The sequence below is a fragment of the Gluconobacter oxydans genome, from assembly GCF_006539685.1.
Lineage (GTDB): Bacteria > Pseudomonadota > Alphaproteobacteria > Acetobacterales > Acetobacteraceae > Gluconobacter > Gluconobacter oxydans.
On record NZ_BJNM01000004.1, the window covers coordinates 46,990 to 71,113 of the forward strand.

Sequence of the window (24,124 nt, forward strand, 5' to 3'; positions counted from 1 at the left end):
AGGCCGCCGGGTGATGGAAGGGGTGGTTTTCGTGCTGCAAATGGCACGGAGACCGCCCCTTTGTCGTTTCCGGGGCCGTTTTTTCCATTTTTCGGGTGGGAAGCGCCTTCAGACCCGGCTACAGGCTGTTTTCGTTCACAAATATCTTCCCGGAACAGGCCACCTCCGACCGTCATGACCGATCGCTCTCCCGTCATCCTTCAGGTTCTTCCGGCGCTGGGCACCGGCGGGCTGGAGCGCGGGGCTGTCGAGATTGCCGCGGCAATCACCCAAGGGGGCGGTACGACGCTGGTCGCCTCCCGCCCCGGCCGGCTGCTGGTGCAGCTCCGTCATGCCGGTGCGCGGCATATCGAGCTTGATCTCAAGAAGAAATCCCCTGTCGCAGTGCTGCGCCGGGCGCGGGATCTTCAGGCCATCATTCGCAGCGAGGGCGTGGATCTGGTCCATGCCCGCTCGCGGATTCCTGCCTGGGCCGCGTGGATCGCCTGCCGCCGGGAAAACATCCCGCTCGTGACGACCTGGCATGGCGTGCATGAGGCCAAATGGCGGGCCAAGAAGCTCTATAATTCCGTGCTGGCGCGCGGCACCCGGGTTATCGCGATTTCGGAGTTCATCGCCCGGCGCCTGCGCAGCGAATACGCCGTGCCGGAGAGCCGCCTGCGCGTCATTCCGCGCGGGGCGGACCTGCAGGAGTTCACGCCCGGCACGATCTCCGGCGAACGTGTGCAGAAACTGGCCGAGGCCTGGCGCGTGCCTGTCGAAGCAAGGATTATCCTCATGCCGGCTCGTCTGACGGCATGGAAAGGGCAGGGCGTTCTCGTCGAGGCGCTGGGACTGCTGCGCCCGCGGATGGACGCAGGCTGGATCTGCGTTCTGGCCGGTCCGGAGAACGACCGGAAGTTCTCCCGTAAATTGCAACAGCGCGTGCGGGAACTCGGCCTTGAGGAGCATGTCCGTTTCGCTGGAACCTGCACCGACATGCCGGCGGCCTGCGAACTGGCGAGCGTCGTCGTGGCCCCCTCGCTCCGGCCCGAGCCGTTCGGACGCACACTGGTGGAAGCGCAGATGATGGGCCGCCCTGTGATCGGTACCGCACAGGGAGCCATGATGGAGACGATCCTGCCCGGCGAGACGGGTCTGGTCGTGCCTCCCGATGATCCGCAAGCCCTGGCGGATGCGCTGAAAAGCGTTCTGGAAACGGACGAAGACGCGCTGGACTGGCTGGCGGAAAAGGCCCGGGCCCATGCCGTCGCCAACTATACGACAACGCTGATGCAGGCCCGCACGCTGGGTGTGTATGACGAACTTCTGGGCACCCGTCTGCGGGAGACATTCGAGGAAGACAGCCATGACCAGTAAGGACGCAAAACCGACAGAACAGATCGTCCGTGACCGCGCCGCAGCGGCTAAGGAAGAGCGGGAAAGCCGTGAGGCCAAGGCGCTCCGGGCCAATCTGATGCGGCGCAAACAGCAGCAGCGTGCGCGGCCGCAGGATGACGCTGTCTCATCCTCTACCGATGATCGCTGAGCCTCGGTGAAACGCAGCTTTCCCCTGCCTTCGCCGCAGGAACTGGCGCTGACGGGCGTCACGGTGCTGTGGGGCGGGACGTTTCTCGTGCTGCATATCGCCATGCAGCAGTGCGGGCCGCGCTTTTTCGTTTTCGTCCGATTCATGATGGCGGCGGTGTTCGTCGGGCTGCTGGCCGGGCAGAAACTGCTGGACTTCAACTGGCGGGAAGTGCGGGCAGGCGCGCTGATCGGTGTGGCTCTGGCGACCGGCTACGTGCTGCAGAGCGCCGGTCTGCACGACATCACCAGCAGCCGCTCCGCCTTCATCACGGCGCTTTACGTGCCGCTGGTGCCGATCTTCCAGTGGGCGTTCCTGCGCAAGCCGCCACATCTGATGAGCTGGCTCGGGATCGCACTGGCCTTTGCCGGTCTGGTCTGTCTGGCGGGACCAGCGGCGCTGTCGCTGTCCTTCGGGCGCGGGGACCTGCTGACGCTGTTTGCGGCCATCGCCATCGCGGTCGAGATCGTGCTGATCAGCCTCTACGCCCGGGGTGTGGACAGTCTGCGCGTGACGGTCATGCAGCTTCTGGCCGGGAGCCTTTTCGCCGGGCTGATGGTCCCGGTTTCGGGTGAGGCGCTCCCGGCGTTCTCATGGATCTGGTTCGGTTGCGCGCTCGCGCTGGGTGGGTTGAGCGCCCTCGTGCAGGTGGTGATGAACTGGGCGCAGAAATCCGTCGCGCCGACCAAGGCGGCCGTGATTTATGCCGGAGAGCCGGTCTGGGGGGGGCTTGTCGGCTGGCTGGCGGGCGACAGTCTGCCCCCGGCGACCCTGCTGGGGGCCATGCTGATCGTGGGCGGCGTGCTGACCAGCGAACTGCGCCCGCAATGGCTTGAAGCCCTGCTGGGACGTTCATCACAGACCCTCACGAAAAATGACTGATCCGACACATTGCGTGATCGCCCATCGCTCGCTAGAGCAGGTGGGTTAGACGCACAGGGCGATTTGTACCGCCCTCGTTCAGGAGTGCCTTCATGCCCATCATGCCCGACACATGGATCCGCCAGATGGCCCGGGAAAAAGGCATGATCGAGCCATTCGTGGAGGCTCAGAAGCGCGAAGGCGTCATTTCCTACGGCCTGTCGTCCTATGGCTATGACGCGCGCGTCGCAGAGGAATTCAAGATCTTCACCGACGTGGACAGCGCCATCGTCGATCCGAAGAACTTCGCCTCCAACAGCTTCGTGACCCGTACCGGCGACATCACCATTCCGCCGAACAGTTTTGCGCTGGCCCATACGGTCGAATATTTCCGTATCCCGCGTGACACGCTGGTGGTGTGCCTCGGCAAGTCCACCTATGCGCGCTGCGGCATCATCGTGAACGTCACGCCGCTTGAGCCTGAATGGGAAGGCCAGGTCACGATCGAGATCAGCAACACCACGCCGCTGCCCGCGCGAATCTATGCGAATGAGGGCATCTGCCAGTTCCTGTTTTTCCAGGGTGCCAGCCCCTGTGAGGTCAGCTACGCCGACCGTGCTGGAAAATACATGCGCCAGTCCGGCGTCACCACGCCCCGCCTCTAAAGCCCAGCTCTCAAGGCCTGTTTCTCAAGGATCGCACCATGGACCGTTTCATCATTCGCGGTGGCCGCCGCCTGACAGGCGAAATCGAGATCGGGGGGGCCAAGAACTCCGGCCTCAAGCTCATGGTCGCGGGCCTGCTGACGTCCGAGCGGCTGGTGCTGTCCAACGTGCCGGCCATCGCTGACATCAAGACGATGCGTGACCTGCTGGTAGGATTGGGTATCACGGTTGAGGACGCCGGACCGCGCACGCTGTCCATCGGTGGCGAGATCGGCTCTGTCGAGGCACCGTATGACATCGTCTCCAAGATGCGCGCCTCCATTCTGGTACTCGGGCCGCTTCTGGCCCGTGCGCGTGAGGCGAAGGTCTCCCTGCCGGGCGGCTGCGCCATTGGCACGCGCCCCGTGGACATGCATCTCAAGGGGCTTGAGACGCTGGGCGCCGAGATCCGTCTGGAAAACGGCTATATCAATGCGACCGCGCCGGACGGGCTGAAGGGCGACCGGATCATCCTGCCGTTTGCCAGTGTGGGCGCGACCGAGAACCTGCTGATGGCCGCAACGCTGGCCAAGGGACGCACCCATATCGTCAACGCCGCGCGTGAGCCGGAAATCAGCGATCTGGTGCATTGCCTCAACGCCATGGGCGCGCAGATCACGGGCGAAGGCTCGGGTACGCTGGTCATTGACGGTGTGGAAAAGCTGCACGGCGCGCATTACGCCGTCATGCCGGACCGTATCGAATGCGGCACCTATGCCTGCGCGGCCGGTATCACGGGTGGCGACCTGCTGCTCGTGGGCGGACGGGCCGACGATCTGGGTGCCGTAATCCGCACCCTTGAAGAAACGGGCGTCGAGGTTCTGGAAGAAGAACGGGGCCTGCGTGTCCGTCGCAGCGGCACGCTTCAGGGCGTGGATATCATGACCGAGCCGTATCCCGGCTTCCCGACGGACATGCAGGCGCAGTTCATGGCAATGCTGTCCGTGGCCGAGGGCGCGTCCATGATCACCGAGACGATCTTCGAGAACCGTTTCATGCACGTCCCGGAGCTCAACCGCATGGGTGCGCGGGTCAACGTGCATGGCCGTTCCGCCATCATCCGCGGTGTGCCGAAGCTGTCGGGTGCTCCTGTCATGGCAACCGATCTGCGCGCCTCGTTCTCGCTGATCCTCGCGGGTCTGGCGGCGGAAGGTGAAACGCAGCTTAGCCGCATCTATCATCTGGACCGCGGCTATGAAGGCGTGGACCGCAAGCTCGCCGCCTGCGGTGCCGACATCGCCCGCGTTTCAGACTGACAGGCAAAACAGGGCGCCCGGCGATCGGGCTGCCCTGCTTAATGTATAAAAGTTTTTGGGTTCCGCCTTTTTTCAAAAAGGCGGAGAGCCCTGAAGCTTTTTGGAAAAAGCTTCACCAAAAACTTTTATACGTTTGTGACCAGATCCTTCAGGACGGCCGCTGTACCGCGCGTTTTCAGGTCTTCGCGGGTCTGGATGAAGCGGGTGAGGAACTCGGCGGAGTTCTCAAGGCCCCACCCGGCGAACACGCTCATCTCCAGCGCCTTGGCGGGGTTGGCGTCCAGCGCCAGAGCGCGGTCTTCGGCGCTGAGGCGCGGTTCCGTGACGGCGAATGTGGCTTCCACGTCATCGCGACCGGTCAGATAGGCACAGTAACAGGCGAGGACGAAAGCGATCCGGCGTGGGTCCTGAGCCTTTTTCAGAACATCCTCGGCCGTGGCGCGCAGGAAGACCGGCAGCTTGGATGTGCTGTCGGATGTGATGCGCAGAAGCTGGTCACTGACGGCATGATTGCGGAACCGCTGCAGAAGCTGGGCTGCGTAATCCGGCAGGCTGATGCCCGGAGGGGCGGTGAGCTGCGGCTCGACGTCATGACGCAGGAACTGCTCCAGCAGGGCGGCCAGATGTTCGTCGCCCATGGCCTCATCGACCAGCCGGTATCCCATCAGAACGCCCGGCAGGGCCAGCGTGGAATGGGACGCGTTCAGCATCCGCAGCTTGACCTGTTCGTAAGGCTCGACATCGTCTGTGAACAGCACGCCGACCTCCTCCCAGGCCGGACGTCCGGCCGGGAAGTGGTCTTCCACAACCCACTGGATGAAGTCCTCGCAGAACACGGGAACGCGGTCCTCGATCCCGCTCTGCGCATCCAGACGCGCCACGTCGGCGGGGTGGACGGCTGGGGTGATGCGATCGACCATGCAGGACGGGAAGGCGACATTGACCTCGATCCACTCCGCCAGTTCCGCGTCGCGAAGGCGGGCGAAGGACAGCACGGCATTGCGCGCGACATCGCCGTTTGCGGGAACGTTGTCGCAGGATAGGATGGTGAACGGCGCAACACCGGCATCCCGGCGCTGGCGCAGGGCTTCGGTCATCAGGCCGAACGCCGTGTGCGGGACCGGACGGTGCAGGTCTTCGGCAATGGCAGGATGTTCGGTCATGAACCGTCCGGCCTCATCCATGTAATAGCCGCCTTCGGTCACCGTCATGCTGACGATGCGGATGGCCGGGTCTGTCAGACGCTTCAGCGCGGCGTCACGGTCGGCCGGGGCATGGATGTATTCGACCAGCGATTTCACCACCCGGACCGTATCAGGCCGGTTCGGCGGACATTCGCGCAGGGTGTAAAGCCCGTTCTGCGCATGCAGGGCCTCGGCTTTCGCCACTTCCGCCGGATGGTCCATCAGACCCATCCCGACAATGCCCCAGCCCGACTGGCCCGCCAGCGCAAGCGCGCGGTCCGTATAGACGGCCTGATGGGCACGATGGAAATTGCCGACGCTCAGATGGACAATGCCAGGCGTCACCGCATCCCGGTCGTAGGACGACGTCAGGATGGAGTCCGGCAGGTGGGACAGGGTCTGGGAAGTCAGGATCATGGACAGGATCTTTCAGGCGAAAGGACCGGCTTCTTTTAGAAGCCTCCACCTTCGAGGAAACCGTTTTTGTATTTTGTGAATTATTTCTAATAATTCTCCCGAATACGCGAGCATTAGCGGAAATGGTTATTTCCCATAGATATGGCGACCTTTTCCGTTTTTTCCCGTCTGTCCTATGATCGGCGGCCCCATTCTTCGTTTTTTGCAGGACAGTTTCTCATGAGTGCCCCCATCCATCGTCTGAGCGTGGACGAACTCGTCCCCATGGTGCGGTCCGTTCTGCAGACCGAGACGGACATGATTGCCAACATGGCCAATATCGCGGCCCTGCTGTTCGAAACCCTGCCGCAGATCAACTGGGCCGGGTTCTATCTGTGGAAAGAGGCGGATCGCCAGCTCGTGCTGGGGCCGTTTCAGGGCCGTCTGGCCTGCACGCGGATTCCGCTCGGGCGCGGCGTCTGCGGAACGGTCGCGCAGAACCGGGAGACGCTGGTCGTGCCGGACGTACATGCGTTTCCAGGACATATCGCCTGCGATGCGGCTTCGGAATCGGAAATCGTGCTTCCGGTCGTGGCCAGAGGCGCGCTCGTGGGCGTGCTGGACATCGACAGCCCCGTAAAGGACCGGTTCTCCGACGCCGATCGCACACGACTGAAAGAGGTGGTCAGTCTGCTCGTGGCAACACTGGAAGGCTGAGCGGGGACTGGCCCCGCTCAGCCGGGGTCAGGCCGGGACGCTGACGGACAGGTGGCTCATCAGTTCCGGCACGTCCTCGACGACCGTGAACAGCTTGCGGGCCGACGGGTCCGCAAAGCCCTGATCGACCGCATCATTGAGCGTGTTGACCAGGGACGTGGCCCAGCCGCCGATATTGACGATGTAGATCGGCTCCTGATGCAGGCCGAGCTGCTTCCAGGTCATGATTTCCATGAGTTCGTCGAACGTGCCGAGACCACCCGGAATGATCGCATAGGCGTCGGACAGCTCGAACATCCGGGCCTTGCGGGTGTGCATGTCCGGCGTGACTTCAAGCTGCGTCACACCCTTGTGCATGACTTCGCGGGCATGGAGGAATTTGGGAATGACGCCGATGACCTTGCCGCCCGCCTGAAGCGCCGCATCCGCCACCGTGCCCATCAGCCCCACATGGCCGCCGCCATAGACCAGTGTGATTCCGTGTCGCGCCAGGGCCGTTCCGATTTCTTTTGCACCTTCGGCATAGACGGGGGAGTTGCCGAAGCGGGAGCCACAGAAGACGGCGCAGGAACGAATGGTCATGTCGGGTCCGTGTAAGTTGAAGCGAAGATCCGTCATGCGGTCCGGCGCCCCAGGGAACGGCTGATCAGCACACCCACCAGACAGCAGATGGCGGTGGTGGCGAACATCGTCCTGTAACCGGCGAACTCGATGACCTGTCCAAGAAACAGCCCCGAGCACGCGATGGCAAGGTCAATGAAGATGGAATAGGCCCCAAGAGCTGCCCCGCGGTTCTCCGGACCCGCACTGTTGACGGCCAGAACGCCCAGAGCCGGGAAGAGCAGCGAGAAACCTGCGCCCGTCAATGCAGCGCCCACAAGGGCAGCGGATGGTGTCTGGAACACGCTGAGCGTGGCGAGTCCGAGCGCTTCCACCAGCAGCGAGACGATCGCCACGAACACGCCGCCGCGCTTGGCGATCTGCGAAGCGAAGAAAAACCGGATGACGACGAAAGTGAATCCGAAAACCGCCAGCGCCGTCGCCGCGCCCTGCCAGTGCAGCACCGAATAATACAGCGCCAGGAACGATGAGATCGCCCCGAATCCGATGGACCCTGCCGCCAGGGCCGAACCATGCGGGAGGACGAATCTGAGCGCGCGGGAGAAAGGAATGGGCTGGCTGGTCGAGGGAATGGGTTTGACGGCAGGGTAGAAGCCGATCAGCGCCAGGCCGAACAGCGGCAGGGCCACCGAGAGGATGCCCACCGAAACCAGCCCGCCATAGGGTGCGGCCAGCATGGACAGCTTGGCCCCGATCGGCGCACCCAGCGCAATCCCGCCATAGGAGCAGATGCCGTTCCAGGAAATGGCGATGGCGGTATTTTCTGCCCCGGCACGCCGGATGTTCCAGACGATCACCCCGGTCGCGGCCCAGCTTTCCGCCCACCCCAGCAGCAGGCGGCTGGACAGCAGCACACCCAGCGACAGCAGCGGTGTGGCCGCGAGCAGTCCCGACCCGGTCACCAGAAGGCCGGACAGCAGACAGGTGACGAGCCCGCCGATGACCACGGGTTTGGGGCCGATCCGGTCCACCAGCCGTCCGGCGGAGGGCCGGGCCGCAAAAGTCGCGAAATACTGGAGCGAGAATGTGATGCCCGCGACGGTCGTGCTGTAACCCAGTCCCTGATGTACGAAAATCGTCAGGACGGCGTTGGGCAGGCCGATCACGATATAGACGAGAAGATTGAACAGGACGACGGCAAGAACGCGTTTCGTCGGTGAGTCCGCCGGCGTGTCTTGCGCGGTCATGGATCTGCTCTCCTGAGACTTGGCTGTAAAAAGATCTTCTCTGGCATAAGCCAGATGAGGGAGGCCGTCACGGGGCCGTGTCTTTCCGGACTTTCACAATAGCGAGTGAAATCGTCCGGAATCAGAGGCTAAACGGGCTGACGCAGACGGGACGCGACAGACGTGCAGACTGTCTGGCGCAGCGGTAGGGGCATGGACGGCAGGGCATACTGTTCGCGCTGTCCTGTCCGTAGGCTGAGAGCCTGAAGAATGCCCTGTTTTCCCGTGACATAGTCCCGGTCGTTCTGAACAGGGGAGGTGGGACTCCCGGTCTCGTTTCCCGTCAGCATGGCGTTCTGCCGGCAGTAATGCAATGTCCCCACAAGGTTTGCGGTGGTAGCAGAGGACAGGTCAGGCTCTCCCAGAAATGCTACCGAATTGCGTGCTGGGGAGAAGGGATGTCCCTGCTGGTTGCGGGAGAGGGTTTTCTCGAAATCCGGCGACAGAGCGGCTCTGGAGGCACAGCCTCCCATCATCAGGAGCGGCGCCAGCAGGACAGTGGCCGGGAAAGTGGGGCGGGGCATGCGTTGGTCCATGCGGTGGAAAAAGGGCCCGTTCAGAACAGGCTGATCCCCAACGCATCAGACGCCGGAAAGAATGCAATTCTGTCCGGACAGCGCCGGGTGCCCTTAGAAAAGCAGTTCCATCTGGTCGCAGGGCGGGCTCTCCGCCGCATGAAAGCCTGACAGTGTCAGCCCCAGCAGTCGCACGCCCGGCACGAACGGAAACAGCGGCGCCATGAGGCTCTGGCCCGTCTCCAGCAGGACCTCTTCGGACGGAACCGGCGCGGACAGGGTGCGGGCACGGGTGATCTGGCGGAAATCGGCGTATTTGACCTTCAGGGTCACCGTCCGCGCCTGAAGCTGGCGGCGCTGGGCGCTGCCCCACAGCGTGGCCGCGATCTGCGTCAGCGCCTGATGCGCGTCGGCTTCGGAAGTCAGGTCCCGAAGATAGGTCTGCTCTGTCCCGAGGGATTTGCGCTCCCGGTTTACGACGACAGGCCGGTGATCGATCCCGCGCGAAATACCGTAATAGAACGTTGCCGCCTTGCCGAAATGTCGGGTCAACGTCTCGATATCCCGCTCCCGCAGATCGGCTCCCGTCTCAATGCCGAGAGCACGCATTTTTCGCGCCATGGCCGGCCCGATACCGTGAAACGCATCGACGGGCAGGGCGGCCACAAACTCCGGCCCCATGGCGGGCGTGATGACGAACAGCCCGTCCGGCTTGCGGTAATCCGAGGCCAGCTTGGCGAGAAACCGGTTGTAGGACACACCGGCGGAGGCGGTCAGGCCAGTCTCGGCGTGGATGTCCGCGCGGATGCGGTCCGCGACCAGCGTGGCCGAACCATAGGCGCCGAGATGGTCCGTCAGATCCAGATAGGCTTCATCCAGCGACAGCGGCTGGATCAAAGGTGTGTAGCGCGAGAAGATGTCATGGATCTGGGCCGAGACGCTGCGATAGACGTCAAACCGCGCCGGTACGAACAAAAGCTCCGGACACAGGCGTTTGGCCGTGACCGATGGCATGGCCGAGCGGACCCCGAAACGGCGGGCCTCGTAGCTTGCGGCGGCCACCACGCCCCGTGCCTCGCCCCGACCCACTGCGAGCGGACGGCCGCGCAGGGAAGGGTCGTCCCGCTGTTCGACAGACGCGTAAAATGCGTCCATGTCGATATGCACGATCCGGCGTTGCTCCATGAGGCAAGTTTCGCCGATTCGGAAGAACGAAACAAGATCAGGATCCGTCCATGAGCTCCGACACGACCCTTGAAGACGCCCGCAGGGACGCCGGTTTCCAGACGATTTCGACCCGGCTGGCCTATAGCAATCCCTGGACGGCCCTGCGCGAGGACATCATCGTCCATCCCAACGGAAAGCAGGGCCTGTATGGCATCGTGGAGCGGGGCGAGTTCGTCGTGATCCTGCCGCTGCACGCCGACGGCAAGGTCACGCTGATCCAGCAGTTCCGCTATCCCGTGGGCGAGCGGCTGTGGGAGCTTCCGATGGGCATGTGGGAGACGAAAGAGAACGTCGATCCGGTCGAGCTCGCGCTGGGCGAACTGCGGGAGGAGACCGGGCTACGCGCCGGTGAGATGATCCATGTCGGCAGCATGTATCAGGGTGCAGGCTATTCGAACCAGAAAGGCCATGTCTTCCTGGCGCGCAACCTGACGCGTGGCGAGAGGGATCTGGAAGCCACGGAAGAGGACATCACCTGCCACGACATGACGCTGGCCGCGTTCGAAGCCATGATCCGAGACGGCGAACTGAAATGCATGGTCTCGCTGGCCGCTTTTGCGCTGATCCGGGCAAAAGGGCTGATCTGAGGGGTTTTCCCCGACCTCACGGAACCGGAGATGTGTCTGGGGCGCTAGCTGTTCTCCAGTACATCATGAAGGTCCCGATGGTCGAAACCGCATCGCCGTCTCCCGATACCAGCCAGATCATCGCGCGCGGCCATCCGACCGATAATGAGCTTCTGGCGTTTTACCGCTCGGAAATCCGGTTCGAGACGGAAGTCGTGAACGGCCGCCTTCAGGCGCTTCTGGGATCGCAGGCCTTCCTCGTCATCGCCTATGCGACGGCCATGACGGGCTCCACAAAAAGATGGGGCGACAGCATGGTTCTTCTGCTGCCGCCCCTGTTTTCCCTGTTGGGATTTGTCCTCGCCCTGATGGCGCTGCCAGGCATCCGCGCGGCCTATGCCGCAATCGGGAAATGGGAGGGCAAACAGCGCAATCTGTACACCCGCAGCCCGGACCTGACCGATTTCACACTGGCGCCGAACGAGGACGAAACCCGCGACATGATGCGCCGTGCCCAGCGTGGCGCACTTTTCGCCCATCAGGCCCCGTTCATCTTCATGATCGCCTGGGCAATTTTCGGGATCATCCCATTCTATCTGTACCTGAAATAGCGTCAGATCACGGCGTCAAGAAAGACGACTTCCGATCCGCCCCCTTCAACCAGAGGCGTAATCGTCTGGTTGAACACCCTGCCGTGCTCCGTTGCCATGTGGCCGCATCATCCCGGTAGGTTTCTTCCACATGAAACAGGTCGGGGTCCGAGGCGAGCGTATAGACCATGAAACGCTCACAGCCCGGTTCGGCGCGAACGTCCCCAGCCAGTTTCGTCAGCAGAGCGCGCAGGGTTTCGCGCTTTCCGGGCAGCGCTTTGAGCGTGGCGTAAAGGGACTTGGCCATGACGCGGAACCTCGTGCTGTTGGAAGGTCCGTTATCATTGAGCCGTTAAGGCCGATCCTCAACGGCACAGCTGCGTGAGGCTAGGATTTCTCCAGCAGAGCCTTGCAGCGCATCCAGGACATACGGTCGCGGAAGATGAACAGGACGTAGTAGTCCAGCTCGCGGCTGCGGGTTTTCGTGGTGCGGGTATAGAAGGGATAGACGTCGAACGGCCCCTGAAGTCCGGCAGGGGCGGGTTCGGACGGCAGGATGCAGTTGACCCGGAACAGCGGCATATAGACTGCGTCATCGCCGGGATTGCGCCGCACATGCCACAGGTTGCGCCGGAACTTTTTCAGCCGTTCAGGCAGAAGAAAGACCATCGATTTCTCGATGAATCCTTCTCCGAAATGCTCCGGCCGGTAATACCGCATGTCCTCGGGCATGTTGCAGAAATGGGGATGGTCCTGAACGATCATAGACCATCCTTTACGGCATTGTGCCGGCCGTTGGGAGAGGTACGCCGGTGTTCCTGCCTTATTCGGCCGAAGTCTTTTCGGCAGATGCCTCGTCAGCAGCCGGACCGCCGATTTCCGCAGCGGCACGGCGCAGGATCGCCACGATGCGACGCAGTTCGTCCGCATCCGCGCCACGGCGGGACTTCAGGGCAGCTTTCAGAGCGAACCTTGCGTCATGAAATTCCTGCCCCAGCGTCGGGTCGAGGTCATTGATGCCGGTAAAGGCTTCGCGGACATCGGCCATACGGGCACCGATCCGGCTCATGATGTCGAGGATGCGGGCTGCTTCAGCCTTGTTGGCCTCGTGATGCGCCTTGCCCTCGTCCGTCAGGCTATAGAGCTTGCGGTTGCCTTCCTGGGTGACGGCGGCGAGGCCGGTTTCTTCCAGATAGGTAAGGGACGGGTAGATCACGCCGGGGCTGGGCTTGTAGAAGCCGCCGGACCGCTCTTCGAGGCGCCGGATCAGCTCATAGCCATGGGCCGGGGCCTCGGCGAGCAGGGCGAGGATGACGAGCTGAAGCTCATCGGCCGTCAGCTTGCGACCTCGTGTGAAGCCTTCGCCCCCCAGATCACCGCCAAAGCCCTTGCCGAAACGGCCGCCGCCCATTCCGCCGCCACGTCCGCCATGCCGACGGCCGAAACCGCCTTCACCGCGCTCCATGCCCCGATGGCGTCCGCCGCGTCCTTCGCCGCGCCCCCGGTCTTTATTGGGGCCATCTCGCCGCTCTGCGCCTTCTGCGACGGGACCTCCCATGCGGAAGAAACCGCGGCGATGGCCGCGACGGGGGCGCTGTCCGACATCCGGACGGTCGGTGTTGAAGCGGTCAGTCTTGTGTTTGAACATTGTGTTCTCCTATTCGATATATCGAACGATATAGTATCTTAAGATATATCTTCAAGAGAAAAAGAAGGCGGGTCGATTTTTTCTCCCGTCCCTGTTCCGGTACCCGGGGTGAAGGCATGAAATGCTGTTTATGGTTCGGGCCGTAGCCGAAGGGCGGTCCGGCTGGTATCGGGCAGGGATGGGTAGCCCGATTTCTCTTCCCCCTGATCCGGAACTGCGTCGCACGCTGCGACAGCTTGTCCCCTGGCGCGCGGCCCTGACGATCGGCGCGATGCTGGTCCTGGTGGCGGCCCTTCAGCGGCTGCCGTTCATTCATCACCTGCTGGAAAACGCGCCGCACTGGCACGAGACGCCGGGCGCGCCGCTGTGGTTTCTGCTGCTGGCCGTGCCGTACAGCGCGTGCGGACTGCCGCGACAGGCGCTCTGCGTGGCGGCCGGGCTGGCCTTCGGATTATGGGGCGGCCTTGTTCTGTGTTCGCTGGCCTATATGCTGGGGGCGGTTCTGGCCTATGGATGGGCGCGCGCACTCGCTCCGGCCGCGTTCCGGGCGCGGCTGCATGACAGGTTACAGGTGGACTATGTCGCGCTGGCCCGGACGCTCCACGCCAAGCCTTTCCGGGCGGTCCTGACGCTGCGCCTGATGCCGGTGGGATCCGCCCTGCTGGTCTCGACGGCGGCCGGACTGTTCGAGCTGCCGCTGCTGCCGTTTTCGGTCGCGACATTCCTGGGAGGGCTCCCGCAGACCCTGATCTTCGTGTTGGTCGGCTCCGGGACGCGGATCGGGCACGTCCTTCAGTTGGGGCTTGCGGGAATCCTGTTCGTCGTGTCGGGTGTGCTGGGCGCCATTCTGCTCCGGCAGCATGGCCAGACCGTCCCGAAAGACAACGCAGACACTCCGGCTTCCTGAAAAAAGCTTCACACCACGCAACCTGAATTGAACAGGCAGACGCGCATGACAGATCAGAACATGACATTCAGACGGGGAGATCCCCTGCCCGCATGGCTGCCGGTTCTGCTGGGAATCTTTACGGCTGTCGGGCCGGTCTCGACGGATGTCTACCTGCCGGCCCTGCCTGAAATGGAGCGTCAGCTTCATACGGCTGCGGGGTCGGGGAGTGCCACGATGGCAGCCTGGGTGATCGGGCTGGCCATCGGGCAGATCACCATCGGCCCGATCTCGGACCGCTTCGGCCGCCGCTGGCCGCTGCTGCTCGGCATGCTTGGCTATACGCTGGGCGAGATCGGTTGTGCGCTGGCACCGAGCATGACGTTCCTGTGCATCTGCCGTGTCTTTTCTGCCATCATGGCCTCGGCCGGACTCGTGGTGCCGAATGCCTGTATCCGAGACCTGACGGAAGGTGATGCGTCCTCGAAAATGATGTCCCGCCTGATCGTCATCCAGGGCACGGTGCCGATCCTGGCCCCGATGCTGGGCGGCTTTGCGCTCAAATTCGTGGACTGGCGCGTCATCTTCTGGGTGACGGCCGTCTATGGCGGGATCTGTACCCTCCTGCTGATGACGATCTTCCCGGAAACGCTCGCCCCACACGATCGGAGGGACCTGCGTCCCATCTCCATCATCGAACGCTACGTCTATATCCTGCGGACCCGCAGTTTCGTGACGAACGGTCTGGTCTGGAGCTTCCTGGGTTTCGTGACCTTCACCTATCTGACGGCCGCCCCCATGCTGTTCGAGGACGTGTTCGGCATGTCACCGTTCCATTACGGCATGCTCTTTGGCCTGTTCGCGATCTGCATGATCGGCGCGTCGGCCATCAACGGACAGCTCGTCGGGCGCGTCAGCACAGGCCGGATGCTGTTCTCCGCGCTGGGCGTCAGTCTGGCAGGCTGTGCCATCCTGCTGCTTCTGGCAGTGGTCTCGAACTATGACCTCGACCCGCAGGGACACATCAAGGGGATGTTCCTGTGGCCGCTCATCATCGCGCTCATCATTACGATGGGGCCGACGGGCATTATCGGTCCGAACTCCATGGTGGGCGTCCTGTCCGAACAGTCCGACCGTGCCGGTTCGGCCTCGGCGCTGGCGGGGACGATGCAGTATCTGTTCGGCGCCGTAGCGAGCGCCCTGTTCGGACTGATGCCGTCGGGAACTGCCGTTCCCATGGCGCTTTTTCTATCCTTCGCCTTTGTCGCGGCCATGGGGTTTGCCCTGCTGCGCCCCAACCTGCCGGCCGTGGCAGAACCGTCGCATCACTCCTGAAAATACATCCGTCATGAGGGCCCTGCCATGAAAGCCTTGCTTGTCGAAGACGATGCCGCCATCGCCCTGGTGGTCGAAACGGTTCTGGTGCGCGAAGGCTGGAGCGTGCGCCATGTGCCAGACGGCGCCTCGGCGCTGGAAGGGGATGAGGCACCGGATCTTCTGGTGACGGATCTCAACCTGCCCGGCGCACGGAACGGGCTGGAAATCGCGCATCTGCTGCGCGAGCGCCGCCCGCAGATGGCCGTCGTGCTCATGTCTGGGGACTACGAAGAAAGCGATATGGCCCCGCAGGGTATGGCCGTCCTGCCCAAACCGTTCCGCAGGGCAGGGCTTCTCGCAGCCATCGCACAGGCCACCGAACAGGTGCGGGATCAGGCTTGAGGTTAGGCGTCCGGCGTAATCCGGGGTTGAGTCGGGGGGGAGAGTCCCCTACATGCCGCGCTGTTTGCCATGACCAGATGAAAGCAGTGCCGCCATGTCGTTTCAGGATCCCCAGCCTCTCGATCTCAAGAACTACATTCGCGAGATTCCGGATTTTCCGAAGCCGGGCATCCTGTTCTACGACATCTCGACCCTGATCCGCTCGCCCGACGCCTGGCAGGTCGCCACCGCCCGTCTGGCCCGCGTGATCGCCGCCTGGCAGCCGGACATCCTGGCCGGAATCGAAAGCCGCGGCTTCCTGACGGCCGCACCGCTCGCCCTGCGTCTGGGCTGCGGCTTCACGATGCTCCGCAAGCCGGGCAAGCTGCCGGGCAAGACCATTTCCCTGAAATACGGTCTCGAATACGGCGAGGACGAGCTGCACATCCAGGCCGACGCCATCAAGCCGGGCCAGCGCGTCGTGGTGCTGGACGATCTGCTGGCAACGGGCGGCACGCTCGCGGCCTCCATCGATCTTCTGCGCAAGGTCGGGGCCGAAGTCGTGGGCGCGTCCGTGCTCATCGAACTGGCGGACCTGAAAGGCCGTGAGAAACTGGACGTTCCGCTGAACGCTCTGATGACATACGACGAATAAGGGAACACCACATGTCGGGCACCTCTTCCGAACGGATTTCCACGCTGTGGCAGACACGGTACCGCACGCCGGCGCCGAAAACCCTGCCGGACAACGCGGTGCTCGACCTGCTGCTGTCGCATCATTCGGTCCGGGCCTATCTGCCCGACGCCCTGCCTGAAGGCACGCTGGAAGCCGGTATTGCCGCCGCATCCTCGGCCGCTACGTCCAGCAATCTTCAGGTCTGGTCCGTCGTAGCCGTTGAAAACCCGGAAACGCGCGCCCGACTGGCAGAGCTCTGCGGCAACCAGAAGCATATCGAGGTCGCGCCCCTGTTCCTGGCCTGGATCGTCGATCTGGCCCGGCTGGAGCGGATCGCCGAGCGGGCAGGGATGGGGCATGAGGCGCTCGACTATCAGGAGACGTTCCTCATGGCGACGCTCGATACGGGGATTGCCGCCCAGAACGCCGTGACCGCGTTCGAATCCCTCGGTCTGGGCACGGTCTATATCGGCGGCCTACGCAACCATCCCGAAGAAGTCTCCAGTCTCCTCTCCCTTCCGCCGCGTTCGGTCGCGGTCGTCGGGCTCTGTGTCGGCAAACCCGATCCGGCCGCCCAGAACGGCTACAAACCGCGTCTGGGGCAGGATGTTGTCCTGCACCGCGAGCGTTACAGCACGGAAAACGAAGCCAAAGGCATTGCGGCCTATGACCGCATCGCGGATGACTACCAGAAGGAACAGGGCCTGACCTCGCGGGTCTGGTCGGAAACGGTCGCCAAGCGGGTGGACAGCTTCAAAGGCCTGAGCGGACGGCACGTCATCCGCACGGTGCTGCACAGGCTCGGCTTTCCGCTCCGCTAAACGTGAAGTCCAGGTGCGGCAAAGAAATTCCTTCTGCGCCGAAAGTGTCCGCAAAAGGTGAAAGCCGTATTTTTTCAGGGCGTTGGTGCGGATACTGGAACTGAAAAATAAACCATTCTCCCAGAGCTGCCTTTCGGGAATATGCGGAGCGAGTTTTATTTTGAACTTGCACCCCGCCGGAAATTGACGGCATATTCAGGGCGCAGCTGTTTTTCCGGCTGGAGAATATCGCCTTGCGTTTATCCGCACGGGCGCACCTTCCCCCTCTGAAAAAACTGATTACGTGAATGTTTGCGCGTAAAGCTGCGTTATCAAAGGAGACCTGCAATGGCGACAGGTACAGTAAAGTGGTTCAACGCCACGAAGGGCTTCGGTTTCATCCAGCCCAGCGACGGCACCACAGACGTTTTCGTTCACATTTCTGCTCTCGAAAAAGCCGGGCTGCAGAACCTGAATGAAGGCCAGCAGGTCTCTTACGAGATTGAAGACGGCCGCAACGGACGCAAGTCCGCAGGAAGCCTCAAGGCGCTCTGACGAAATGGTGGCTCCGGCCACCATTTTTCGTTTAAGGCACTTTTCCACGCCATCGCTTTCGCGCAGACGCACGGTATAACAGCGGCTCTGACCTGCTGTGCCGGAGCCGCGCCCTGACTTTTACCCTTCCCCCCGAACTCCCTGTCACGGCTATCCTGCCAGAGCTTCTGGCAACATTGGAGACGCAGCCCAACGCCGTCCTCGTCGCCCCGCCGGGCGCGGGCAAGACGACGCTGACGCCGCTCGCGCTTCTGGATGCACCCTGGTTCGGAACACAGCGCCTCATTCTCGTGGAGCCCCGTCGCGTGGCAGTCCGTGGTGCGGCGTCGCGCATGGCGTCGTCGCTGGGGGAAAAGCCGGGCGGCATTGTGGGCTTCCGCACCCGCACCGATTCCGCCATGTCCGCCAGAACGCGCATCGAAGTCGTGACCGAAGGCCTGCTCCTGCGCCGCCTGCTGACCGACCCGCTGCTGGACGGCGTGGGTGCGGTTCTGTTCGATGAAGTGCACGAACGCTCGCTGGATCTGGATGCGGCTCTGGCGTTCTGTCTGGACATGCAGCGTGAAATGCGGCCGGATCTGCGGATTCTGGCCATGTCCGCCACGCCGGATGGCCGCGCCTTCACGACGCTGATGAACGCTCCGCTGATCGAGAGCGAAGGCCGGCAGTACCCTATCGACATCCGCCACACCCGCGATATTCCCCACATGCGGGAGCTGCCCGAAGCCTGTGCCCGCGCGATCCGTCAGGCTCTGGCGGAAGAAGAGGGTGACATCCTCGCTTTCCTGCCCGGCGTGGGCGAAATCCGCCGCACACAGCCCCTTCTGGAGGGCACGGTTCCAGTCTTTCCGCTGCATGGCGAACAGGCCACCGAGGATCAGGACCGCGCCATTGCCCCGTCCGATACGCGCCGCGTCGTTCTGGCGACGTCCATTGCCGAGACGTCCGTCACCGTCTCCGGCGTGCGGATCGTCGTCGATGGCGGCCTGCGCCGGGCCCCGCGTCTTGATCCGAATACCGGTCTGTCGCGGCTGGAAACGCTGAAAATATCCCGCGCCACCGCCACCCAGCGCGCAGGCCGTGCAGGGCGGCAGTCTCCGGGCATTGCCATTCGCTTATGGTCGGAAATGACGCAGCGCAGCCTGCGCCCGCAGGACGCCCCTGAAATCCTTGTGGCCGATCTCACGGATTTCGCGCTCGTCACCGCCGCATGGCAGGAAGTCATGGGCACGGTTCCGGACAGTCTGCCTCTGCTGGACACGCCACCAACGGGCGTTCTGGCTGGCGGGCGCGAACTGCTGCGCGAACTCGGCGCGCTCGATGACGCCAACCGTATCACCGCCCTCGGCAAACGCATGGCATCCCTCGGCACGCATCCGCGTCTGGCCGCGATGCTCTGCGCGGCCCGCACACTGCCGGAGCGTGTGACGGCGGCCTGTCTGGCGGCGCTTCTGGAAGAGCGGGATCCGCTCCGCCCGCGCACGAACCGCCCGTCCGGTCCTGCGCCGGGAGCCGATATCCGCACACGTCTCGCTTTATTCGAGCGCGACGACCCGCGCGCGGATCGTGCCAGCCTGTTCCACATGCGTCAGTCCGCCAAACGGTTCCTACGCCGCATGGGCGACCGGGAGGTGCCGCTCGCACCCCTGCCGGACCACGCAGGCGCGCTGCTCGCTGCCGGCTTCCCGGATCGTGTCGCGCAGGCGGCGGGCGAACTCGGGCGTTTCCGGTTGGCGGGCGGGGGGAGTGCCCGCGTCTCAGCCAATGATCCGCTGGCCCGCGAAAAGCTGCTGGCCGGTGCGGCGTTTCACACCCGCACCTCAACGGAAATCACGCTCGCAGCCCCGCTGGATGCCGAGAACCTGCCCCAGACCCTGCTGGATCGGACCCGCGAGCAGGTGGAAACGACACTGGACGGCACATCCGGCCGCATCATCGCCCGCCGCAGGCTCCGTCTGGGCGCGCTGGTCCTGCGGGACCGCAACGGCGAGATCAGTCCCGAGGAAGCGCAGACGCTCCTGATGCAGCAGGTCGCCGCGAATCCGGCGCAGGCCCTGACCTGGACAGAGGCCGGGCGCCAGTTCCAGGCCCGCGTGGCCCATGCCCGCGCCACCTATGCGCCCCATCTGCCAGACCTGTCCGATGACGGATTGGCGGCATCGCTCGACTGGCTGGAGCCTTATCTGGCCGGGTGTGACCGCCTGTCGCAGGTCAGGGCGCTGGACCTGCTCTCCATTCTTCGCGCCCGTCTGGACTATGCCGATCTCGCCGCGCTGGACCGCAAACTCCCGCCGCGCCTGACGCTGAAGGCCAGCACGCACGACATCGACTATACCGGCGCGGTCCCCACGGTCTCCGCCCGTGCGCAGGCCTTTTACGGCACGGCGCAGACGCCGCAGCTTGCGGACGGACAACTTGCCCTCCAATGCGCGCTGCTGTCCCCGGCCGGGCGGCCGCAGGCGATCACGGCTGATCTCGCAGGATTCTGGAAAGGAAGCTGGGCCGACATGCGCCGGGACATGCGCGGACGCTATCCCCGCCATGACTGGCCCGAGGATCCCGCGACAGCCGAGCCACCCAAACCCCGCCCGAGGCGTTGATTCGACGCGATCTTTGCCATGATCTTAGGATGTGGAACAATTCTGTGTTAGCAGCATGGCTATGACGATGTTCCTGTCCTGTTTCCCATGAACCGCGCCCTGCAGGCTGCTGCGATCGGTGCCGGAACAGCCACTGTCGTGACGGTGGGGCTGATGCTGGCTTTGCGCGGCCATGGGAATACTGCGCAGCCGGTCCCGCATCCTGCGCAACAGCCACAAAAACCGCTGGTCATGCAGGCCCCAGCGCCGAAAATGCTCCCGACGATCATCCCCGATCGCACGGTTGCAGGCGAAAACACGGACGCGCAGGGCATCCCGACACAACCCGCCGTCGTCCCCGCACCTGCGCCCGCTCTGCCGCCGCTTCTGGTCAAATACGGCCCGCTGAGCTTTGCCCCGCTGGTGCGGCAGGTGATCCCGGCCGTCGTCAACATCGCCATTACCCAGAATCGCCCGGACGGACACGACCACATTCCGCCCCAGATTCGCGGAACCCCGCTGGAAAAGCGCTACCGGGACCGGATGAAGCGCCAGCAGGAAGAAATGGTCGGCGCCGGATCGGGCTTCATCGTCGATCCGTCCGGGATCATCGTCACGAACCGCCATGTCGTGGGCGGCGCGGACAAGGTCGTGGTCTCGCTGTCCAACGGGCATGAAATGCCGGCGCGCCTGCTGGGGGCCGATCCGTTGACGGATATCGCCGTCATCAAGGTCGACAGTCCCGAGCCGCTCCCGCATGTCACCTGGGGTGACAGCCAGCAGACCGATATCGGGGACTGGATTCTTGTCGCGGGTAATCCGTTCGGTTTCGGGTCATCCGTGACGGCGGGCATTGTCTCGGCGGTCGGGCGCGATCTGGGGATCGGCTCGCTCGACGATTTCATCCAGCTCGACGCCCCGATCAATCCCGGTAATTCGGGCGGCCCGGCCTTCAACATGCGTGGGCAGGTCGTGGCCGTGAACGCCGCCATCGTGACCCCCGCGGGTGGCTCGGTCGGGATCGGTTTCGGCATCCCGTCCGAAATCGTCGCTCCCATCGTCGCGGAAATCGAGGCGACCGGCCATGCCGAACATGGCTGGCTCGGCATCACGCTCGATGATGGCGACACCGATATCGGCATTGCCGGCGTCGATAATGGTGGCCCCGCCCAGAAGGGCGGTCTGCGGCGCGGCGATATCGTCACCCAGGTCGACAATGTGCCCGTCACCAGTGCGCGGATGCTCTTGCGCAGTATCGCGGCGGCCCGTCCGGGCATGACCCTGACCTTCCGGATCCAGCGCGGCAAGAAAACCCTGATGCTGCCCATCCATATCGGCCCGCGTCCGCAGGATGCGGATGACTGAGCTGTTCCCCGGCAGAACGATCCGCCTTGGCCTGTGCGGTGTTCTCCTGCTGGGCGTTCTGGCCGGATGCAGTCCTGTCCCGCCCTCGCAGGGGCAGAGCGGCTATCGGGACGGGCTTTCGGAAGCGTCTCCGTTCTCATGGGGGCCGATCAGCGCGTCCTCCCTGCGCGATGCCCAGCAGAACGATTTTGACAACGCAATCCCCCGCTAGACGCGTCTTTCTGTAACAACCGCCTTTGACGGCTTCTCTCAAGCCGGTATTCTTCCTCACAGGAACGGCAAGACTGCGTTCGGAAGGAAGAAAGACAACGATGCGTATCCTGCTGGTCGAGGACGATCCGACAGTCCGTGCTTTCGTGCTCAAGGGCCTGCGGGAGGCCGGGCATGTCGTGGACGAGGCGGATAATGGCAAGGACGGCCTGTTTCTGGCCGTCAGCGAGAATTATGACGTCGTGATCCTGGACCGGATGCTGCCGGGCGGCATCGACGGGTTGCGGATTCTGGAAACCCTGCGCGGGCAGAAGAATGCAACGCCGGTCCTGCTGCTCTCGGCGCTGGCGGATGTGGACGAGCGTGTGGCTGGCCTCAAGGCCGGCGGCGACGACTACATGACCAAGCCCTTCGCCTTCTCCGAGCTTCTGGCGCGCGTCGAGGCGCTGGGCCGTCGTGGGCGCCCTGAAAGCGCGTCGCAGACGCGGCTTGTTGTGGGCGATCTGGAAATGGATCTGCTGTCCCGCACCGTCAAACGCGGCGGCGAGAAGATCGACCTTCAGCCGCGCGAGTTCCGCCTGCTGGAATTCCTGATCCGTCATGCCGGGCAGGTCGTGACCCGCACCATGCTGCTCGAGCGCGTGTGGGACTATCATTTCGACCCGCAGACCAATGTGATCGACGTGCATGTCTCGCGCCTGCGCCAGAAAGTGGACAAGCCGTTCGACAAGCCCATGATCCACACGATCCGCAACGCCGGCTACATTCTGCGGGCGGACTGATTGTTGATGCTGCGGCGCAAGGTCCGCTGTTTCGGTCTGGTTCTGAAACGGCGCCTGCGCTGGCCGATCCGTTCGGCCGGGCTGAACTTCGCTCTGGCTTACGGCCTCGTCTTCGTGATTTCGGCCGGAGCGTTCCTGTCCTTCATCTGGTGGAACACGACCGGCCAGCTCGACAGTCAGGTCGAGATCGCGGTGCAGGTCGATGCCGCCGACCTGTCCCACCGCTGGGCGCAGGGTGGCCCCACCGCACTCAGCCTCGCCATCCAGGACCGGCTTGACCAGAACGTCGATGACGACGAGCTGTATCTTCTGGTCGGCCCGGACGGACGGAAATATGCTGGAAACCTGCCGGGCTGGCCTGTCGTCATCACCCGGCTGGATACGTTTTACGAACTGGCCATCAAGCGCGACGGTTTCCGCACCAACGCCAAGATGCATGCCTATCCCCTGACGCAGGGTTTCCGGATGATCGTCGGGCGTGACGTCCGCGGGCGACAGCTCGTCCGTCACGTCCTGACCGATACGCTGATCTGGGCGTGGATCATGGTGACATTGCTGGCAGCCGGTGGCGCGCTGGCGATCCGGCGCATTTTCCGGCAGGTCGTCCGCTCCATCGCCCGCACCACGGCGGCCGTTGCGCAGGGCGATCTGAGCCAGCGCATTCCGCTGACCGGCAACGAGACGGATCTGGTGGGCCAGACCGTCAACACCATGCTCGAGCGGATCAACCGCCTGATGGATGGCGTCAAACAGGTTTCCAATGCCATCGCCCACGACCTGCGCACCCCGATCGCCCGTGCCCGCGCCCGTCTTGAGGACGCCAACCGCACCGCCACGTCGGCCGAGGAGCTTCACGCCGCTATCGACCGCGCGGTCATGGATCTCGACCGGGTGACGTCGATTTTCGAGGCCCTGCTCAGAATCGCGCAACTCGAAGCCGGGGCCAGACGCGCCGCCTTCACGGTGCTGGACATCCGCCCGCTGCTGGAAGGATTGAGCGAACTTTACGAGGCCTCTGTCGAGGATGCGGGCCTGCATCTGGATTTCAGGGCAGGGGCGGTCCAGCCGGTCAATGGCGATCCGCATCTGCTGCAACAGGCCGTCGCCAATCTGCTGGACAACGCCATCAAGTTCGCGCCCCCCGGAACCACCATCACTCTTTCGGTGGACATGCAGGGCGAGCGTCTGGCCATCACCGTCGCCGATCAGGGGCCGGGCATGAGCGAAGACGATCTGAGCCGTGCTTCGGAGCGCTTTTTCCGTGCCGAAACGGCCCGCAACACACCCGGAGCCGGGCTTGGCCTCTCGCTGGTGCAGGCCGTGATGAGCCTGCATGGCGGTGCGCTGGAACTCAGGGCTGGCGAGCTGCAAACCGGGCAGCCCGGCCTGTCGGCGACGCTCCTGCTCCCGGTCGTGCCCGCCGTGTCCCGAAAGGGATGACGGAAGTTTCATCCACGCCCCACTCTGCGCTTAGCTGGAATGGGCTACACAATCC

Annotated in this window: 27 protein-coding genes; 19 read left to right on the forward strand and 8 right to left on the reverse strand. The window is 63.7% G+C overall.

Features of this window, described 5'->3' with window-relative positions; all coding sequences use genetic code 11:
* Nucleotides 1-174: 174 nt before the first annotated feature.
* The 5 genes from GOX01_RS02945 (at nucleotide 175) to murA (ending at nucleotide 4,388) form a co-directional block, all read left to right on the forward strand.
* Nucleotides 175-1,359 (forward strand): glycosyltransferase family 4 protein, encoded by a 1,185-nt coding sequence (locus tag GOX01_RS02945; RefSeq protein WP_011252423.1) that lies wholly within the window; start codon nucleotides 175-177, stop codon nucleotides 1,357-1,359.
* Nucleotides 1,349-1,528: a hypothetical protein gene (locus tag GOX01_RS02950; protein WP_024716688.1), complete on the forward strand. Its 180-nt coding sequence runs from the start codon at nucleotides 1,349-1,351 to the stop codon at nucleotides 1,526-1,528. Before GOX01_RS02945 ends, GOX01_RS02950 begins: the two co-directional genes overlap by 11 nt.
* A 6-nt stretch (nucleotides 1,529-1,534) precedes the next feature.
* A complete protein-coding gene (locus GOX01_RS02955; protein WP_011252422.1) occupies nucleotides 1,535-2,449 on the forward strand; it encodes a DMT family transporter in 915 nt (304 codons plus the stop codon).
* 92 nt (nucleotides 2,450-2,541) lie between these two features.
* Entirely contained in the window at nucleotides 2,542-3,093 is a 552-nt protein-coding gene (gene dcd / locus GOX01_RS02960; RefSeq protein ID WP_011252421.1) for a dCTP deaminase, read from the forward strand.
* Nucleotides 3,094-3,131: 38 nt separating this feature from the next.
* Nucleotides 3,132-4,388 carry a UDP-N-acetylglucosamine 1-carboxyvinyltransferase gene (gene murA / locus GOX01_RS02965; RefSeq protein ID WP_011252420.1) on the forward strand — a complete coding sequence of 419 codons (1,257 nt, stop codon included), beginning with the start codon at nucleotides 3,132-3,134 and terminating at the stop codon, nucleotides 4,386-4,388.
* Nucleotides 4,389-4,513: 125 nt separating this feature from the next.
* On the opposite strand, the gene GOX01_RS02970 is transcribed toward murA, so the two are convergent.
* On the reverse strand, nucleotides 4,514-5,989 hold the full coding sequence (locus GOX01_RS02970) for a mannitol dehydrogenase family protein (protein ID WP_011252419.1): 1,476 nt from the start codon (nucleotides 5,987-5,989) through the stop codon (nucleotides 4,514-4,516).
* Between the two features lie 219 nt (nucleotides 5,990-6,208).
* Between GOX01_RS02970 and GOX01_RS02975 the strand changes: the two genes are divergently transcribed.
* Nucleotides 6,209-6,685 (forward strand): GAF domain-containing protein, encoded by a 477-nt coding sequence (locus tag GOX01_RS02975; protein WP_011252418.1) that lies wholly within the window; start codon nucleotides 6,209-6,211, stop codon nucleotides 6,683-6,685.
* Between the two features lie 27 nt (nucleotides 6,686-6,712).
* Here the strand turns inward: GOX01_RS02975 and GOX01_RS02980 are convergent, their stop codons facing one another.
* The 4 genes from GOX01_RS02980 to dinB all read right to left on the reverse strand — a co-directional run bounded on the left by GOX01_RS02980 (nucleotide 6,713) and on the right by dinB (nucleotide 10,232).
* A complete protein-coding gene (locus GOX01_RS02980) occupies nucleotides 6,713-7,267 on the reverse strand; it encodes an LOG family protein (RefSeq protein ID WP_024716687.1) in 555 nt (184 codons plus the stop codon).
* Nucleotides 7,268-7,299: 32 nt separating this feature from the next.
* Complete coding sequence (locus GOX01_RS02985; protein WP_011252416.1) at nucleotides 7,300-8,493, reverse strand: MFS transporter; 1,194 nt, start codon at nucleotides 8,491-8,493, stop codon at nucleotides 7,300-7,302.
* Nucleotides 8,494-8,621: 128 nt separating this feature from the next.
* Nucleotides 8,622-9,056 carry a hypothetical protein gene (locus GOX01_RS02990; RefSeq protein ID WP_024716686.1) on the reverse strand — a complete coding sequence of 145 codons (435 nt, stop codon included), beginning with the start codon at nucleotides 9,054-9,056 and terminating at the stop codon, nucleotides 8,622-8,624.
* 105 nt (nucleotides 9,057-9,161) lie between these two features.
* Complete coding sequence (dinB, locus tag GOX01_RS02995; protein ID WP_024716685.1) at nucleotides 9,162-10,232, reverse strand: DNA polymerase IV; 1,071 nt, start codon at nucleotides 10,230-10,232, stop codon at nucleotides 9,162-9,164.
* Nucleotides 10,233-10,282: 50 nt separating this feature from the next.
* Between dinB and GOX01_RS03000 the strand changes: the two genes are divergently transcribed.
* Both GOX01_RS03000 and GOX01_RS03005 read left to right on the forward strand, forming a co-directional pair.
* Nucleotides 10,283-10,861 carry an NUDIX domain-containing protein gene (locus GOX01_RS03000; protein WP_024716684.1) on the forward strand — a complete coding sequence of 193 codons (579 nt, stop codon included), beginning with the start codon at nucleotides 10,283-10,285 and terminating at the stop codon, nucleotides 10,859-10,861.
* A gap of 32 nt (nucleotides 10,862-10,893) precedes the next feature.
* Nucleotides 10,894-11,451 carry a hypothetical protein gene (locus tag GOX01_RS03005; protein WP_131973782.1) on the forward strand — a complete coding sequence of 186 codons (558 nt, stop codon included), beginning with the start codon at nucleotides 10,894-10,896 and terminating at the stop codon, nucleotides 11,449-11,451.
* Nucleotides 11,452-11,458: 7 nt separating this feature from the next.
* Here GOX01_RS03005 and GOX01_RS03010 read toward each other — a convergent pair whose 3' ends face one another.
* The 3 genes from GOX01_RS03010 to GOX01_RS03020 all read right to left on the reverse strand — a co-directional run bounded on the left by GOX01_RS03010 (nucleotide 11,459) and on the right by GOX01_RS03020 (nucleotide 13,078).
* Nucleotides 11,459-11,737: a putative quinol monooxygenase gene (locus tag GOX01_RS03010; RefSeq protein ID WP_011252411.1), complete on the reverse strand. Its 279-nt coding sequence runs from the start codon at nucleotides 11,735-11,737 to the stop codon at nucleotides 11,459-11,461.
* 80 nt (nucleotides 11,738-11,817) lie between these two features.
* Entirely contained in the window at nucleotides 11,818-12,195 is a 378-nt protein-coding gene (locus GOX01_RS03015) for a hypothetical protein (protein WP_024716682.1), read from the reverse strand.
* Between the two features lie 58 nt (nucleotides 12,196-12,253).
* Nucleotides 12,254-13,078, reverse strand: coding sequence for a PadR family transcriptional regulator (locus GOX01_RS03020; RefSeq protein WP_174787468.1), 825 nt, complete (start codon nucleotides 13,076-13,078; stop codon nucleotides 12,254-12,256).
* 121 nt (nucleotides 13,079-13,199) lie between these two features.
* Here GOX01_RS03020 and GOX01_RS03025 point away from each other — a divergent pair, with 121 nt between their 5' ends.
* From GOX01_RS03025 to GOX01_RS03075, 11 genes are all read left to right on the forward strand, one after another.
* Nucleotides 13,200-13,985, forward strand: coding sequence for a TVP38/TMEM64 family protein (locus GOX01_RS03025; protein ID WP_011252408.1), 786 nt, complete (start codon nucleotides 13,200-13,202; stop codon nucleotides 13,983-13,985).
* A 45-nt stretch (nucleotides 13,986-14,030) separates the two neighbouring features.
* Nucleotides 14,031-15,299 (forward strand): multidrug effflux MFS transporter, encoded by a 1,269-nt coding sequence (locus GOX01_RS03030; protein WP_011252407.1) that lies wholly within the window; start codon nucleotides 14,031-14,033, stop codon nucleotides 15,297-15,299.
* A gap of 27 nt (nucleotides 15,300-15,326) precedes the next feature.
* A complete protein-coding gene (locus tag GOX01_RS03035; RefSeq protein WP_011252406.1) occupies nucleotides 15,327-15,683 on the forward strand; it encodes a response regulator in 357 nt (118 codons plus the stop codon).
* A gap of 94 nt (nucleotides 15,684-15,777) precedes the next feature.
* Nucleotides 15,778-16,317, forward strand: coding sequence for an adenine phosphoribosyltransferase (locus tag GOX01_RS03040; RefSeq protein ID WP_041111400.1), 540 nt, complete (start codon nucleotides 15,778-15,780; stop codon nucleotides 16,315-16,317).
* 11 nt (nucleotides 16,318-16,328) lie between these two features.
* Entirely contained in the window at nucleotides 16,329-17,159 is an 831-nt protein-coding gene (locus GOX01_RS03045; RefSeq protein WP_011252404.1) for an NADPH-dependent oxidoreductase, read from the forward strand.
* 327 nt (nucleotides 17,160-17,486) lie between these two features.
* Nucleotides 17,487-17,693 carry a cold-shock protein gene (locus tag GOX01_RS03050; protein ID WP_041111398.1) on the forward strand — a complete coding sequence of 69 codons (207 nt, stop codon included), beginning with the start codon at nucleotides 17,487-17,489 and terminating at the stop codon, nucleotides 17,691-17,693.
* Nucleotides 17,694-17,785: 92 nt separating this feature from the next.
* Nucleotides 17,786-20,293, forward strand: a complete 2,508-nt coding sequence (hrpB, locus tag GOX01_RS03055; protein WP_165919954.1) for an ATP-dependent helicase HrpB — start codon at nucleotides 17,786-17,788, stop codon at nucleotides 20,291-20,293.
* An 87-nt stretch (nucleotides 20,294-20,380) separates the two neighbouring features.
* Complete coding sequence (locus GOX01_RS03060; RefSeq protein WP_011252401.1) at nucleotides 20,381-21,637, forward strand: S1C family serine protease; 1,257 nt, start codon at nucleotides 20,381-20,383, stop codon at nucleotides 21,635-21,637.
* Complete coding sequence (locus GOX01_RS03065) at nucleotides 21,630-21,848, forward strand: hypothetical protein (RefSeq protein WP_024716679.1); 219 nt, start codon at nucleotides 21,630-21,632, stop codon at nucleotides 21,846-21,848. The genes GOX01_RS03060 and GOX01_RS03065 overlap by 8 nt, the downstream gene beginning before the upstream one ends.
* A 100-nt stretch (nucleotides 21,849-21,948) precedes the next feature.
* On the forward strand, nucleotides 21,949-22,629 hold the full coding sequence (locus GOX01_RS03070; RefSeq protein WP_062269126.1) for a winged helix-turn-helix domain-containing protein: 681 nt from the start codon (nucleotides 21,949-21,951) through the stop codon (nucleotides 22,627-22,629).
* A 6-nt stretch (nucleotides 22,630-22,635) separates the two neighbouring features.
* Nucleotides 22,636-24,069, forward strand: coding sequence for a HAMP domain-containing sensor histidine kinase (locus GOX01_RS03075; RefSeq protein WP_011252399.1), 1,434 nt, complete (start codon nucleotides 22,636-22,638; stop codon nucleotides 24,067-24,069).
* The last annotated feature ends 55 nt before the right edge of the window (nucleotides 24,070-24,124 follow it).